15 protein-coding genes are annotated in these 15,831 nt (G+C 52.1%); all 15 read right to left on the bottom strand.

The window, feature by feature from the left end; all coding sequences use genetic code 11:
- Window positions 1-49: 49 nt before the first annotated feature.
- Window positions 50-1,543, bottom strand: coding sequence for an AAA family ATPase (locus tag D3P08_RS08800; protein ID WP_119599140.1), 1,494 nt, complete (start codon window positions 1,541-1,543; stop codon window positions 50-52).
- Window positions 1,536-2,075 carry a hypothetical protein gene (locus D3P08_RS08795; protein WP_119599139.1) on the bottom strand — a complete coding sequence of 180 codons (540 nt, stop codon included), beginning with the start codon at window positions 2,073-2,075 and terminating at the stop codon, window positions 1,536-1,538. The genes D3P08_RS08800 and D3P08_RS08795 overlap by 8 nt, the downstream gene beginning before the upstream one ends.
- 165 nt (window positions 2,076-2,240) lie before the next feature.
- Window positions 2,241-2,789: a hypothetical protein gene (locus tag D3P08_RS27245; protein ID WP_162848401.1), complete on the bottom strand. Its 549-nt coding sequence runs from the start codon at window positions 2,787-2,789 to the stop codon at window positions 2,241-2,243.
- Complete coding sequence (locus D3P08_RS08780; RefSeq protein WP_119599136.1) at window positions 2,789-4,090, bottom strand: amidohydrolase; 1,302 nt, start codon at window positions 4,088-4,090, stop codon at window positions 2,789-2,791. The genes D3P08_RS27245 and D3P08_RS08780 overlap by 1 nt, the downstream gene beginning before the upstream one ends.
- Complete coding sequence (locus D3P08_RS08775) at window positions 4,071-4,730, bottom strand: redox-sensing transcriptional repressor Rex (RefSeq protein WP_119599135.1); 660 nt, start codon at window positions 4,728-4,730, stop codon at window positions 4,071-4,073. Before D3P08_RS08775 ends, D3P08_RS08780 begins: the two co-directional genes overlap by 20 nt.
- A gap of 6 nt (window positions 4,731-4,736) precedes the next feature.
- Window positions 4,737-7,643 (bottom strand): ATP-dependent DNA helicase DinG, encoded by a 2,907-nt coding sequence (gene dinG / locus D3P08_RS08770; protein WP_119599134.1) that lies wholly within the window; start codon window positions 7,641-7,643, stop codon window positions 4,737-4,739.
- 16 nt (window positions 7,644-7,659) lie between these two features.
- The gene (locus tag D3P08_RS08765) at window positions 7,660-8,439 is read right to left on the bottom strand and encodes a tetratricopeptide repeat protein (RefSeq protein ID WP_119599133.1); all 780 of its coding nucleotides are present in this window, start codon (window positions 8,437-8,439) and stop codon (window positions 7,660-7,662) included.
- Window positions 8,440-8,557: 118 nt separating this feature from the next.
- A complete protein-coding gene (gene panD, locus D3P08_RS08760; RefSeq protein WP_119599132.1) occupies window positions 8,558-8,941 on the bottom strand; it encodes an aspartate 1-decarboxylase in 384 nt (127 codons plus the stop codon).
- A gap of 3 nt (window positions 8,942-8,944) precedes the next feature.
- Complete coding sequence (panC, locus tag D3P08_RS08755; RefSeq protein ID WP_119599131.1) at window positions 8,945-9,820, bottom strand: pantoate--beta-alanine ligase; 876 nt, start codon at window positions 9,818-9,820, stop codon at window positions 8,945-8,947.
- Entirely contained in the window at window positions 9,817-10,728 is a 912-nt protein-coding gene (gene panB, locus D3P08_RS08750; RefSeq protein ID WP_119599130.1) for a 3-methyl-2-oxobutanoate hydroxymethyltransferase, read from the bottom strand. Before panB ends, panC begins: the two co-directional genes overlap by 4 nt.
- 477 nt (window positions 10,729-11,205) lie before the next feature.
- Window positions 11,206-12,183, bottom strand: a complete 978-nt coding sequence (locus tag D3P08_RS08745) for a biotin--[acetyl-CoA-carboxylase] ligase (protein WP_119599129.1) — start codon at window positions 12,181-12,183, stop codon at window positions 11,206-11,208.
- Window positions 12,173-13,441, bottom strand: coding sequence for a CCA tRNA nucleotidyltransferase (locus tag D3P08_RS08740; RefSeq protein ID WP_119599128.1), 1,269 nt, complete (start codon window positions 13,439-13,441; stop codon window positions 12,173-12,175). Before D3P08_RS08740 ends, D3P08_RS08745 begins: the two co-directional genes overlap by 11 nt.
- Window positions 13,442-13,459: 18 nt before the next feature.
- Window positions 13,460-14,623: an N-acetyl-alpha-D-glucosaminyl L-malate synthase BshA gene (bshA, locus tag D3P08_RS08735; RefSeq protein WP_119599127.1), complete on the bottom strand. Its 1,164-nt coding sequence runs from the start codon at window positions 14,621-14,623 to the stop codon at window positions 13,460-13,462.
- Window positions 14,624-14,689: 66 nt separating this feature from the next.
- On the bottom strand, window positions 14,690-15,382 hold the full coding sequence (gene bshB1, locus D3P08_RS08730; protein ID WP_119599126.1) for a bacillithiol biosynthesis deacetylase BshB1: 693 nt from the start codon (window positions 15,380-15,382) through the stop codon (window positions 14,690-14,692).
- Window positions 15,382-15,804 (bottom strand): methylglyoxal synthase, encoded by a 423-nt coding sequence (gene mgsA / locus D3P08_RS08725; RefSeq protein ID WP_119599125.1) that lies wholly within the window; start codon window positions 15,802-15,804, stop codon window positions 15,382-15,384. Before mgsA ends, bshB1 begins: the two co-directional genes overlap by 1 nt.
- Between the last annotated feature and the right edge of the window lie 27 nt (window positions 15,805-15,831).

Genomic DNA, 15,831 nt, shown 5'->3' with positions numbered 1-15,831 from the left:
CCGCAGGTTCGCCTTGGAATTGACTTGAAATTGGCAATAAATATTCAAATTATGCGGCGGTGTGGCGTTCGAGCATCGCCCGGAACGCTTCGCCGTCAAGCGTTTCCTCATCCAGAAGCGTTTTGAGGGAGGAAGTAAACACCTGCCGTTTTTCCTCAAGCAGCTGTTTTGTTTTCTCCATCAATTCATCCAGAATGCTCTTCGTAATGTCCGCCCATTTCTCCGGCGTCATCATCGATTCGTTAATGATGCCAAGCGTGGTCAAGCCGGACTCCACCAAAGTCTTCACAATGTTAACCGCTTGGTCGAAGTCGCCACGCGAACCGGTGCTCCGTTCCCCGTAAAACATTTCTTCGGCTGCGGCGCCCGCTAAAGCGATCATAATCTGGCCATGCAAAAATTGCCTCGTATACAAATACTGATCCTGCTGCGGCTGATGCCGCACGTAGCCGAGCGCTCCGCCTCGCGGAGACAGCGCGACCTGCGAGACGCTGCCGGGACGGACGATTTCCGCCATAATGGCATGGCCAAGCTCATGAAGCGCGACGCGCTCCCGCTCTTCCTTCGTCGTCTCGCGATCCGTCTTTTCGCCCAGCATTACTTTATCGATAGCCATCGTCAGATGGCGTTCGGTAATGACCGGATGCTCCTCGCGCAGCGCATAAATCGCCGCCTCGTTCATCACCGACTCCAGCTGCGCGCCGGAGAAGCTGTACGTTTGCTCCGCTAGACGCTCCAAGTTAACCGATTCATCAATCGGCTTATTGGCCGCGTGAATGTTAAGAATATGCAGACGTCCCTTTTTGTCCGGCAGATCGACAACGATATGGCGGTCGAAGCGGCCGGGACGAAGCAGAGCGCTATCCAGCATTTCTTTACGGTTCGTTGCGGCAATCATCAATATTCTCGGCGACTCATTCGCGTGAATGCCGTCCATCTCGGTCAGGAGCTGGTTCAGCGTCTGATCGTATTCGCGGTGCTGGCCGCCGTCCCGCTTCCCGCCGATGACTTCGATCTCATCGATAAAAATAACGGCGCTGCTTTTGCCCGCTTTTTTCGCTTTGGTCCGCGCTTCCTTAAACAAATCGCGAATACGGCCTGCGCCGACACCCACGTACATCTCTACAAATTCGCTGCCGGATGCCGCCAAATAAACGGAATCCGTATAATGCGCCGCCGCTTTTGCAAGCAGCGTTTTGCCTGTTCCCGGAGGTCCCGCAAGCAGAATCCCCTTCAGCGGACGAATGCCCAGCTTGGCGATTTGCTCTCGTTTCACAAGAAAGTCAAGCGCTTCGACCAATTCTTCCTTCGCACGTTCCTGACCGCCGATCTGTTCAAAAGAAAACTTCGTCGCACCGACCTCGCTTCGCCCTTTTCCGTTCGACAAAGCCGTCAGCTTCCCCCTGCCTCTAGCCGTATAATAAACGGCGCCGCCGATTACCGCAAGAAAAAGGAACGGCAAGATGTTAACGCCCATGAACAGCAGAAAAAGGAGAAGAACGGGCACAAATCCGATCAACAGCTCCAATCCGTATTTACGCATTTGGCCACACCCCCAAAGTATTTGGCGTTCTTGGCAAGACGATATATTTAGCTCCCTTCTCGCTGCGAATCGTAATATAGACGTTCGTTTCGTCCATTTCCGTAACGGCCTCTACGCCTTCATGAGCCGCCGTTACACGTTCCATCGTCTTCGGAATATCCGAATACGTTTTGTTCTCCATCGCCTCCGCAATTTCAAACAATGCGGATTGCCATATTCCTTCAAGCGCCGGATCTTCTTTCGTTTGAATGTCGAGACTCAGCTTCCGTCCGCTCGACACCTCCGCGCTTTCTTCATTAATCGATGCATATACGTCCTTAAGGTTCGCGTCGCCCGACAGCTCGACCGATACCCGCACTTCCTCCTGACTTACCTCGGGTTTGCCTGCGTGCAAGACGCCGGGCAAATCTTGAACGGCGTTAGCAAGCGGAGAAGCTACGGCAACTTGCTTGTACAGCGTCCAACCTCCGAATAAAGCGGCAGCGGAAATAACGACGGTGATGACGACTGGCAATATACGCGGCTTTCTCATGATGCATTCCCTCCTAATATTTAAATCTCTATATGATATCGAGAAAAAGTAAACTCATTATCTTATCGTTCTTTAATGGTCAAATAAGATCAATACCGTTTGCTATACGCTAGTATATCATAATTTGATATACGAATGTTCGTGTAAAAACAGGAAACGGGACCATTACGGTCCCGTTTTTGCCGGCAGCTTATAGGTTTCGATTAACTCAACGTTGCGGTCAAACGTGTAAAACTGATAATAATAGCGGTTCACGCCGTCCGATTTATTGCGGTAGTACACTTCCCAGACCGGCGCGTCCTGGAATAGGCCCGGACTGACACGGATGATGTCAGCCCGCTTCATATCCGGATTCGCCGCTTCAAACTTGTTTTTGACCGCATCCGGTTCAAGGGTGTCCTCCGCCTCTATAATAAAAAGCGGTTCGCCTTCTTCCGTCATAAAGACATATCGGCTCGCTCCAGCCTCATCTTCGCCTTCCGCAATCCATGTCGTCGTCTCCCAGACATGCTTATACAGTTCCGAGACCTCCGCCAGCTCTCCCGAATGCAAAGCCGCCTCGCGCGCCTCGCGGTCCTCGGACCATTTCGGCAGCTGGATCTCTCGAAAATATAAGCCAAACCATACGCCGAACGTCACTAAAGCAGCGATTGCCAAGAGCAGCCATCGTTTCGGTGTCATGAACGGCGGCCGTTTCTTTTCGACAGCTCTCATTAGCCGTGAAGGAGCCTGTCAAAGCTGGCCGCCGCTTCATATTTGATTTTCTCTTCATCCAGCTGCGTGCATACACCGTCCTGCACGACTTGGCGTCCATCCACCCATACATGCAGCACATCGCGGCCGGAGCCGGAGTATACCAGGTGGGAGACAATATCTGTGAGCGGATAAAAATGCGGCTGATCCAAATTAATCGCAACAAAATCCGCTTTATAGCCTTCCTTCAGCTTGCCGATGGAATCGCCTTGCCATACGGCGTGTGCGCCATAAGTTGTGCCCAGCTTTAGCGCCTCCCAGGCCGGGACTGCGGTCGGGTCACCGGAAATACCTTTATGCAGCAAAGCGGACAATCGGATCTCTTCGAACAAATCCAAATTGTTATTGCTTGCCGCGCTGTCCGTTCCGAGCGAAACGGTTACGCCCGCCTTCAATAAGTCAGGCACTCTTGCGATACCGCTGGCCAGCTTCAGATTGCTGACCGGATTATGCGAGACAGCGACGCCACGCTCCGCTAGTAAAGCGATCTCCTCATCGTTAAGATGAACCGCATGCGCGACAAGCGCGGGACGGGAGAAGAAACCGAGCTTATCGAGATGCTCGACGGGACGCGATCCGTATTCCTTCACGTTCTGCTCCACTTCGGCCAATGTCTCGGACATATGCGTATGCAGCGGAAGATTCATGTCATGAGCCGCTTGCACGAACTTCTCAATATAAGCCGGCGGGCATGTATACGGCGCATGGGGGGACAGCAGCGTCGTAATTCGGCCGTTCGCTTTGCCGTTCCAGTCACGCGCGAACGATAGCGCGTCTTCCAGCTTCGCCTTTTGCACATCCTCCGGGCACAGTCCGATAACGCCGCGTGTCAGTATACCGCGAAGGCCGCCCTGCTCTACCGTTTGAGCCACCTGGTCCATCCGGTCATACATATCGACAAAAGCGGTAGTGCCCGTTTTTAACATCTCGACAACGGCGAGCGCGCTGCCGGCCCGCGTATCCGCATCGACATATTTGGCCTCCATCGGCCACATCTTCTCCTCCAGCCATACCTGCAGCTTCTGATCGTCGGAATATCCGCGAAGGAGCGTCATCGCCGCATGCCCATGCGTATTAACGAGGCCCGGCATAAAAGCGAGCCGGCTTCCGTCCATAATAACCGTGTGCGGCGACAACTGGTTTGGCACTTCAGCGCCGATATATGTAATGCGGTCATCCGTAATGACCATATGGCCTCTTACCGTCGGCATCGTATCGTCCATCGTTACGAACAGCCCGTTCTTAATCCATAACTGATTCATCGCTGGTCTCTTCTCCTTCATGATTCAAATAATAAGCCAGGCTCAATAGTTCTCTCGTAAAATCCGCATTTTGAATCCGAACCTCTTCCGGAACGCGCAAGATGGCCGGAGCAAAATTCAATATTCCTTCAATGCCGACCGCAACAAATTGGTTCGCGACATTTTGCGCCTCATGAGCCGGTACGGTGATGATGCCGATCCGGATATTTTGCTCCTTCACTTCCCGCTCCAGCTCGCTCATTGGCTGTACAACCAAGTTATTGATACGCGTTCCGATTTTGTCCGGATGGTCGTCGAATACAGCTGTAATTTTCATATTATCTTTGGAGTACTTGTTATAATTGCACAGCGCGTGGCCAAGGTTCCCCGCCCCGACCAGCGCAACCTTGATTGTCTGGTTTACTTTCAAAATCTGTCTGATTTTCTCGATCAAATACATGACATCGTAGCCGATGCCCTTTCTCCCGAATTCGCCGAAATAAGCGAGATCCTTCCGAATCTGGGCAGGATTTAAGTCCAGCTTGACTCCGAGCTCCTGTGAGGATACCGTCTGGATCTCCCGGCTGTGGAGCTCGTTCAGCACCTGCAGATAAATCGGCAGCCGTCTTACGACCGCTTCTGATATTTTGGCTTGTTTCATGGACACCTACTCCTCCTTCGTAAGAGCTGCTTGCCTCGCGCCTGCAGGCGCCGCATCGTTTCCGCTTAACAGCCACTCCTGCATTCTAGGCACCATCTGCGAAGTGTGCATCGTCTCGATTTTCGGGCCAGGCAGGGAATACAGAAAATGCTTGCCATAGTACGTATCAATAACCCGGGTGTCATATATAATGACAATGCCTTTATCCTGTGCCGTCCGAACCAAGCGCCCGAAGCCCTGCTTAAACCGGATGACCGCTTGCGGGATCGACAGCTTCATGAACGGATTCTGCTTCTGCCTTTGCAACAGCTCCGACTTCGCTTCCACGAGCGGATGATTCGGCGGTTGGAACGGCAGCCTGACGATGGCGAGACAAACTAATCCTTCACCCGGAATATCGACGCCTTCCCAGAAGCTGCTTGTGCCTAGCAGGACGGTTTCAGGCTGCTGCAAAAATCTTCTTGTCAGCTTAGTCCGGTTGCTGCTGTCAATGCCCTGGCCAAGCACATTGATGCCGGCGGCCTCCAGCTTCAGCTTAAGCGGATCATACACCTGCTTCAACATTTTGTAGGAGGTGAACAGCACCAGCATGCGGCCTTTCGTCTCGTTCGCGGTATCCGCCAGCGAATCGACCAATCTTCCTAAATAATCATCGTCCACTGCCGCTCCTTTGAGGACAGGGAAATCGCGAGGAATGATAACAAGCGCCTGCTCCCTGTATTTGAACGGAGATGGCAGCTGCACGGTGCGAAGCCGTCCTTGCGCTTCATAGCCGGTTAAGCCGAGCTGCTCTTCGGCGTATTGAAAGTTTTTTTGTACCGTTAGTGTAGCCGAAGTCATAATAATGCTGTCCTTCACGTCGAAAAAGTGCTTCTGAAGCTGACTGCTGACATCGACCGGAGCGGCATAGAGCTGTAAGGATTTATAGCGGTAGGCCTGGCTTGCTTCGATCCAGTATACAAACTGCTTATCCTCCAGCTTAATGAACATGCGCAGCTCGTCCTTCACCCGTGTCAAATCGCGCAACGCCCCGTTTAAGTCGGTTAAAGAAGCTTGAACGGATAAATCGTCGACGCGGTCCTTCACATCGTTCATGAGCTTCTCCGCCGTTTTAACGACCCTCGACAGCTCGACGTGCACGTTGTTTTCAGCGCTCACAACGTCCTCCCAGCCCTTCGGCAGGCTGGCCGACTGGAGACGCTTCACCATCGCTCCCGCTTCGCTCAAACTGTCGGACGATACGGAAGCATAAGTATACAGCAGCTCGAACAGCTTATCCCAATTATCTTTTATATCCTGGAAAATGGGAATAATCTCGTCAATCGTTTCCACCCATGCCCCGGCGTGATCGTCGCCTTCGTTCTGCAGCTTCAACCGCAAGGACGGCAGCAGACCGGAGCGGCTGTCCCGATACAGCCGTAATACCGCTTGCACGAGCGTAAAATAATGAACGCTCATTCCCAGATGTTTGCCCGCAACCTCTTCCACATGATGGGCCTCGTCTATAACGAGGTGATTATAGGTTGGGAGCAGGCGATGATCCGCCTGCACATCCGTGAACAGCATCGAATGGTTCGTAATGCACACGTCGGCAATGTTCGCTTCATGCTTCGCGCGGTGATAATAGCACCTTTTGAACCAAGGACAAGCCCGGTTCAAGCAGGAATCGGCGTCGCTCGCCACCGTTGACCAGAAGTCGGCGCCGCGGCTGCCGAAGTTCAGCTCCTCTTGATCGCCTGTTTCCGTCTCGCTCAGCCATACGATCATTTGCGCTGCAGTAATCGGGTCCTCGATCGGAGCGACCATATCCTGCGAATTCAGCTTTCCTTCAAATTTGCGCAAGCATAAGTAATTGCCTCTTCCTTTAAAAATGGAGGCTTTGAACGGAAAAGGCAGCACTTCGCCGAGCAGCGGCAAATCGCGCTGTCTCAGCTGCTCCTGCAAATTGATCGTATGCGTGCTGACGACAATTTTACTGCCCGACTGCACGCTGTAATATAAGGCTGGAATTAAATAACCGAGCGATTTGCCGGTGCCCGTTCCCGCTTCGATAAGCAGGTGCTTATCATCCGACAGGGCCGCGTATACTTCACGAAACATGGCGGTTTGCGCTTCACGTTCCTCATAATTTTCGAATTTTTGTTGAAAGCGCTCTTTAATATCCGCCAAATATTGTTCAAAAGAAACGCCTTCAAGAGGATTCGTGTCGATGTCGCTGTTTTCTCCTCTTGGCGGCTTCTCTTCGTTCCATTCCCGTGCTTTCAGAGCAAACTGCCTGTAATAATCCAATTCATTCGAATCAAATACGGTATCTTGTTCGATGTACGTTTCATTCAGCTTCAAAAACCAGTGCAAATCCTTGCTGCTGTCAATCAACGCAGACAGCCGCTGCGCGGTGAGCAGCGGCATAGAGCGTAGCTTTTTTGCAATATCGATAAAAATACGAGCTGTCGCCAGCGCATCGCTGTCGGCTTGGTGATGCTGATGATCCTCTATCCCGAATTGCTCGGCGACAGCGCCGAGCTGGTACGTTGTAATGGTCGGATAAAAAATGCGCAGCAGCTCAACCGTGTCGAGTCTTCTGCCGGTAAAAGGCATATACCCGCAACGATCCAGCGCCTGGTTTAAAAATCCGGCGTCAAAGCCAACGTTATGCGCGACAAGAACCGCGTCGTCTAAAATCGGAATCAGCTCAAGCAGCACCTCGCTAAGTGCAGGCGCATCCATCACCATCTCTTCGGTAATACCCGTCAATCCTGTAATAAAAGCCGGAATTGGAACCGTTGGTTTAACGAAAGAGCTGTAGGTTTTGACAATCTCCAATTGCTCGGAGACAACCGCAACGCCTACCTGAATAATCTCATCTTCCGCGCTATGACCCGTCGTTTCCAAATCCAGTACCGCATAATTCATTGTTTCCCCGATCCTCTCACAAACAGCACAGCTCCGTGCTTCCGAAATATAACGATAATTGTCCCGGCGTTTCCTGACAGGACTTTAAATTATTTAATGAGTCCGTGAAGCTTGGGTACACTTCATACGCCTTGCGGAACAGCTTCTCCGCCTGCCCCAAATTCATATGAACCGCTTGAATGCACCCTAAGGCATTATAGCCTAAAGCGAGCCATTTCGGAAAGTCCGAAAGCTCGATCAGCAACTGGAATTGCCTCTGCGCTTCCTGCCAATTCTGCATATGCATTTGGCTCATGCCAAGGTACAATCTCGCCAGATTGCATTCCGGCGCGGTATTTAGCGCATCCTGGAACAAATCGGCGGCATGGGAGAACATAAATAATTTATAATAGCCCTGTCCTTTATGAATAAGCGCCGCCGCTTCATCCGGAATCGTTAAATCCGACATATTGCACGAAGTTTTTTCACTGATTGCATAAGCTTTTCCAGGCGTTCCAGGCCCTTGACTTACCATTTGGGAGGATCCTTTGATCATCCCCGATGCTGCTTGAGCCTCCGCCGGCTTGGCTTCAGGAGCTGCCCCATGCGGGACCGCAACTTCCAGGCCGTAGGCATCCTGAAAATCAGCAACCTTCTCTTCAAATTCCAGCCACTGCTCAATGAAGCTGTCGCTCATTTTTTTGAGCTCGCTTATCTGCTTTAGAAAAAGTTGTCGCTCCTGATCGCTTGCTTGTGGGTATTGCTTGATGATCCCGTCAAGCATCTCGTTCATCGAAGTGAACATATGCTGAAACATGCCGCATCCCGCCTTCGCTTTTGATTAAGGAGTGATACGGTCATTTTTTGTTTGCAGACGACTTTTCATACGGCATGCCAGCCGTTACATAAGAAAGGGATGAAGCGTTAAGCGAAAGTTACCCAATCGTTGCATGCAGCTCTTCCGTCAACACCTTCACTGGCTTATTATTGCTGTCCAAAATCGTCACAATCGGCTTATGCTTTTTCGCATCTTCATTCGTCATCATCGCATACGAAATAATGATGACCTGGTCTCCAGGCTGTACGAGACGGGCAGCGGCCCCGTTCAGGCAAATGACGCCCGAACCGCGTTTCCCGGTAATAATATAGGTCTCAAATCGAGCGCCGTTATTATTGTTCACGATTTGCACTTTTTCGTTTTCATACATATCCGCGGCATCCATCAAATCCTCATCGATCGTAATGCTGCCGACATAGTTTAAATTTGCCTCCGTCACCGTCGCGCGGTGAAGCTTGGATTTCATCATTGTACGGAACATCTATTATTCACCTCGGCTAGGTTGATACAAGCTATTGTCAATTAATCTCGTTGAACCGAATTTTACTGCCATCGCCATTATGACGGTTGAATCCAGCTTCCCCATCTTCACAGTCGGGTCAAGCGGCTCCAAGGATGGGAACTGCAGCAGCTCGACATAATCGATGTCCGCATCCTTCGCCCCTTCGATATGCTTTACGGCTTTGTCCAGCAGCGCCCCTGCCGTTATATCCGGCTCCTTCAGCCAATCGTTCGCCATACGCAGCGCCTGGGACAGCACGACAGCCTGCTGACGGTGATCTGCAGAGAGATAGACGTTACGCGAGCTTAATGCGAGACCGTCCGGTTCTCTTACTGTCGGACATGGCACAATTTCCAAATCAAAGTCCAAATCCTCAACCATTTGTTGAATAACCGCAACCTGCTGCGCGTCCTTCATTCCGAAATAAGCGCGATCCGGCTGAACGAGATGGAACAGCTTGCTGACGACTAGACCCACTCCATCGAAATGACCGGGTCTGGAGGCGCCGCACAGTCTGCTCGTTACGCCGCTTACCGTTACGCTTGTAAGGGGGCGTTTCGGGTACATTTCATCAACGGCCGGCAGAAAGACGATGTCGATTCCGCATTCATTCGCAAGCGCCAAATCACGTTCTTCATCCCTTGGATAACGGTCCAAATCCTCGTTAGGACCAAATTGCATCGGATTGACAAATATGCTTAATACCGCAATGTCGTTATTGGCTTTCGCTTCCCGAAGCAGGCTTGCATGACCTTCATGCAGATAACCCATTGTCGGCACAAAGCCGACGGTTTGTCTGTCTCTTCGAAATTGCTTTACATGCGTTCTAAGCTCGTCTTTTGTGCGGCATACGATCATGTGAGCGGTACTTCCTTTCGCGTCTCTGTTCCTTTATTATCCGTCTGCTCGCTCTTGCTTGCAGATCGGCCTCCGTATAATGCTTGAGGGGAAGCCGTTCCCGGCTGGAACACATGCTCTTCCGCAGGGAATTGTCCGGTTTTTACTTCATCTACATACGATTCGATTGCACCGCGGATCATGCTTCCAATATCTGCGTATGTTTTGACGAATTTTTTCTCAAAATAAGGAGAAGCGTACTGCAGCAAATCATGGTAGACGAGCACTTGGCCATCGCAGCCTCTGCCCGCTCCGATTCCGATCGTCGGGATCGACAGCGCTTTGCTGACCGCTTCCGCAACAGGCTCGGTAACCAGCTCCAGCACGATGCTGAATGCGCCTGCTTGCTCAAGAGCAAGCGCGTCGTCCATTAGCCTCTGCGCATCCTTCTCGGTCTTTCCTTGCACCTTATAGCCGCCTAGCTGATGAACGGATTGGGGCGTCAATCCGATATGCCCCATCACCGGAATACCCGCTTTTACGAGCGCTTCAACATCGGCTGCTATTTCCGCGCCGCCCTCCAGCTTTACCGCTTGAGCGCCGCCCTGCTGCATAATTTTGGCAGCGTTCGTAAGCGTTAATTCGCGGCTGGCGCCATACGTCATAAACGGCATATCCGCTACGATAAAGGTATGGGCAGCGGCTCTTGCCACCGCTCTTGTATGATATACGATATCGTCAATGGTAACGGGAATCGTCGTTTCGTACCCCAGCACGACATTGCCGAGCGAATCCCCTACCAAAATCACGTCAATTCCCGCTTCCTCCGCAAGCTTCGCCGACGGATAATCGTAAGCCGTCAGCACGGAAATCGCATTGCGCTCCTGCTTCATCCTCTGCAGGCTGTTGATCGTCAGTCGTTTCCTCATCGCTTTCATCTCCTTTAGATGTTGTTCAAAAAGTGCACTTTTGATCACGAAGCCATTCAAGAAGTTTTTCGACATCGAATCTTGAATTCAGCCGGTACTTCCGGTGCTCACGTAGCTCCCACTACGCTCCGCTCCTCATTCCCTAGCTTCATCCAACCTTCTCGGTGCTGAAAAGCGGACTTTTTGAACTCTGATTTAAGTGCTATTGTAAACACAAAAAAACCTTTTAGCCGCTGCTAAAAGGGTCGCCAAAGAGAAAAGGAAACGGTTGCTTGTTGTGCTTCCTTCTGTCTCGGTCCCTACGGCTCAGAGCAGAGTGTGCAACACCAATCATTGCTATGGTTATCATCCATCTGCGTTTATCAGTGCAGTTTCGATTCCTGAATACTGCCTGATAATTGTAGTGTATCAGAAAAGGTAACTTCCGTAAATCCTATGCTTGCCACCTGTTTAGCCTCATCTTTTGAGCTTCTCTCCTTAAGGCAGAGGCTCACCCATTTCGGCCGAAAACAGCGCCGTGACGGACCCATCCTCACGCTGCACGCGAATCGCGCCGCTATCCTCAAGACCGATCGGCACGCCGGTTAACTCTCCTTGCGGCGTTATAAATCGTACAGGCTTGCCAAGCGTAACGGATAACGACTCCCATAATGACGCGATCGGGCGAAAGCCCTCCTGCAGGAATAAGTCATAAAGCGTTTCCCATTCCTTCAAAAACGCGGCCATAATCGCTTTCCGGCTCCATACCCGTCCGGCCTGGATACGAAGAGAAGTCGCCTTGTCCAAAAGCTCTTCCGGATAATCCGCCTCCGTTAGGTTGACGCTTAAACCGACTCCCGCAACGATATATTTCAGGCGCTCATCCTCCGCTGCGGATTCAAGCAGGATCCCGCTTATTTTTTTGCCGTTCACCAGAAGGTCATTCGGCCATTTGATGCCGATTGGCAAATCCGTATGCCGTTTCAATGCCCGGCATAAAGCGACTGCGGTCAGAAGCGTCAGCTGCGGCGCGCAGTGAATCGGCACATTGGGCCGCATAACCATGCTCATCCACAAGCCTTTACCTTGAGGAGACACCCAGCTGCGCCCCATCCGTCCTCGCCCGCCAAGCTGCTCCTCCGCAAGGACCAGCTGCCCTTCCGGCGCTCCGCTTTCCGCCAACTCTCTCGCGATATCCTGCGTTGATTTCACCTGCTCGTGGAAGCTTATTTTTTTTCCGAAACGCGACGTTTCCATCAAATCCGTTAATCTCTCGCTATCCAGCTTCTCCGGAGCGTAAGCAAGCCGGTATCCAAGCTTGGTGGACGCTTCAAACTCATAGCCCGCCGATTCGAGCTTGCGAATTTGCTTCCATATTGCCGTACGGCTAACGCCTAGTTCCTGGCTCATTAACTCGCCGGATACATATTGGTCCGGATAACGCCCGAATAACTGAACTAACCCTTCAGTGCTCATCGTTCATGCCCTCTTCGTTCCATATTTTCGCCTGTTCCAGCAGCTTGTCCTTCGTATTGGGGAGAAGCCCCAGCGCAACGGCTTGCAGCAGCCTGGTCAGCATTCCGCTCATCCATGGCCCCCCTTTACGATCAAGCGCACGCTGAAGCTCGGAGCCTCCGACCGCTAGCTCCTTCAACGTTTTGGCCGGCATATTGGTCAAGATCGCATGCCGCTGTTCCGCTTCCTCCGCGGTAAGTCTTCCGCTTGGCTGCTCCAGCGTTTGAGCGATATTCAAATACGAATGGGCCGTCGCTTGGCCGAAGCGGAGCACGCCGCATATCCAAGCTTCCTGAAGCGCAACCTGCGCGCTGGCCATCATCCAGTCATGAAGCTGCATGATGGATACAATTTGCCCTATTCTTTTGTTCGGAAAGCGAAGGGAAAGCAATAACGCTTCCGCTTCTTCCTTTTTACAGTGGAAAGCCAAAAAAACAGAGGCCCAGCGCTCATCGAGCTGGCTCAGCCCTCTTAATTCTAACCTTGGCGATTCTGTCCGCAGCTTGCCCAGCAGCCCTTCCGAAATCGGCTCCTTCAGAAAGCTAAGCAGCCCGCTTGCCCGAAGCCAGATAAGCGAGCGCTCCGGCGTTTTGCAGCCCATCATTTTATCAAGTTCAGCTTGCACCCGCTCCATCGCCACATGGCGCAGCAGCGCACCGTGACGCTTGAGAGAGCGCCATGCGGATGGAGCCGGCTTTAACGAAAACGCGCCGATGAATCGTACAGCCCTTACCATTCGCAGCGCATCCTCCTGAAAGCGCAAGTCTGCGTTGCCGACACACCTTAGGATGTTACGCTCCAGATCGGATAGACCGCCGTACGGGTCGTACAGCTCGCCGCTCGCTCGGATCGCCATGGCGTTTATCGTAAAATCGCGCCTAAGCAAATCCTCATCAAGCCGATCGATGAACACGACGCCCTTAGGCTTCCGGTAGGCCTCATACTCCGTTTCCGTCCGGTACGTCGTAATCTCGTAGGTCATTCGCTGATGGACGACTGTAACCGTTCCATGCTGAAGTCCGGTCGGGATGCTTTTGGGAAATAAGGACATGGTCTGCTCCGGCAGCGCGGAGGTCGCAATATCGATATCGTGGACCGGTAGTCCCAGCACGGCGTCCCGGACTGCCCCTCCTACGAAAACCGCCTCGTAGCCGCCTGACTGCAGCGTCTCGATAATCGGCAAAGCAGCCCGCATTTCGGCCGTTAAACGCAGCTTCATCGAAAACCTCTTTTCTTGTTACGGATTGCAGATCGGAATCGGCATATCCGCCTCGATCCCAAGCACTCTATAATAGATAGCCTCATATTGTGCCGTAATGACGTCATTGCAAAACTCATGCGTTGCGCGGTACAAACAAGCTTGCTTAAATTGCCCGCGCAGCTCGTCGTCCGTTAACAAACGAACGGCATGCTCGGCCATTTCCTCCACGTTGCCGATATCGGATAAAAACCCGGTCTCGCCATGCGTGACAAGCTCAGGAATGCCCCCCGCGTTGGAACCGATCGTCGGCACGCCGCAAGCCATCGCTTCAAGCGCGACAAGGCCGAAGCTTTCTTTCTCCGACGGGAGCAGGAGCGCGTCGGCCATGGAAATGACATGCGCGACATCCTCTTGTTTGCCGAGGAAATGAACGCGGTCTTCCAAGCCAAGATTGCGAATTTTACACTGAATTTTTGACAGCTCCGGTCCTTCTCCGACAAGCAGCAGCTTCGACGGCACTTTTTTGGACACCCGTTCAAATATTTCAACAACATCGCTAACCCGCTTTACGGGACGGAAATTCGAGATATGCATCAGAATCTTTTCGCTCGGATCCGCATAATCGGCGCGAAGCGCCGACACTTCTCTCGGGTAGTACACTCGTTTGTCTACAAAGTTATAAGTAAGATCGATTGGCGATAATATATCAAGCAAGTGTCTTGTTTCCTGAATCAAATCGTTCGAAACCGCGGTTACCGCATCGCTTTGATGGATCGCAAGCCTTATCAAATCCTTCAGCGACTCATCCTGCGCAAGCACCGTAATGTCGGTTCCATGCAGCGTCGTGACGGTCTTCAGCCCATCCCCGGTCATCTGCTTCGCCAAGTAAGCGCAGACGGCATGAGGCACGGCGTAATGGACATGCAGCAGGTCCAGCTGCTGCATCTTGGCTACTTGGGCCATCTTGCTGGCGAGCGATAAATCATAAGGCGGATAGCGGAACACATAATAATCGTTTACTTCCACCTCATGGAAAAAAATGTTTTTATGAAATTTGCCTAACCGGAAAGGAACGCTATGTGTAATAAAATGAATTTCATGACCCCGCTCTGCAAGCAGCTTGCCGAGCTCCGTCGCGACGACGCCCGATCCTCCGAGCGTCGGATAACAAGTAATCCCGATTTTTAATTTGCGAGCCACGTAAGCCGCACCTCCCACTCGTGTGGTATTCTCTTTAGTCTATTCCATAGAGCTTGTACGTTTTGTCTAAAATAAAGAGACGGGGAAAGGCTTCTTCAGGGCAAAACCTTCCGCATAGGACCAGCCTTTGCTCTGACCGAGCAAATAGTCTCTCGCTTCTACCCGTTCCAAATAGCCGTTCGTGAGCGGCGTCTCGACGGAATCGCCGCTCGCCGACCGGTCGAATTGCGAACGGTACGCGCGCAGCGCCTTACGCTTCGCTTCATACGTGGAAGACACGTCAATGACAACGGACACGTTCTCCATGTCGTTTATGTAATAATAGATCAGCTGCTCGACTTGTACTGCCGGCAGATGAGGCAAATAGTTACGCAGCTTTGCGTTAAACACAGCTTCCTCAATAAGCTGGCTGCAAGCGATATGATCCGGATGGCGGTCAACCCAATAAGGCGCAAATACGATTCTGGGCTGCCAGCGTCTAATCTCGGCGACAATTTTCTCCATATGTTCAGGACTCATGCGGAGGCCGCGGTCAGGCAGAGCCAGATTTGTCCTCGCATATAAACCAAGCACCGCGGAGGCGTCGGCAGCTTCTTGCCGCCGCAGCTCCACGGTGCCGTTAGAGGACATCTCCGCTTCCGTCAAATCACAGATGCCGATCTTATACCCCGCTGACGTATGCTTGGCGATCGTGCCGCCCATACCGATCTCAGCGTCATCCGCATGCGCGCCGAAAACCAAAATATCCAGCTTCTCCATTACTCGTCCGCTCCCGGCTTATATTTATGCACCAGCTCGCGCCAAGCGAAATCGCCGCGCTCTATGGCCTTAACAAGCACTTCGGCCGTTGCGATATTCGTCGCGACGGGAATGCCTTGAACGTCGCAAAGGCGAAGCAGCGCAATGATATCCGGCTCGTGCGGCTGCGCCATCAGCGGGTCGCGAAGGAAGATGATCAAGTCCATTTCGTTTTCCGCGACAAGCGCGCCGATTTGCTGGTCGCCGCCAAGCGGACCGGACATAAACCGATGGATCGTGAGATTGGTCTGCTCCATAATACGAGTTCCGGTCGTGCCGGTCGAATACAGCTTATGTGGAACAAATACATGCTCATAAGCGATTACAAAGTTCACCATCTCGTCCTTCTTGCGGTCATGCGCAATAAATGCGATTTTCAGCATATCGCCGTTCCCCTCTCCCGATGTTGA

Source organism: Paenibacillus nanensis, assembly GCF_003583765.1.
GTDB classification, from domain to species: Bacteria; Bacillota; Bacilli; order Paenibacillales; family Paenibacillaceae; genus Pristimantibacillus; species Pristimantibacillus nanensis.
This window is presented reverse-complemented; position numbering and strand designations above follow the sequence as displayed.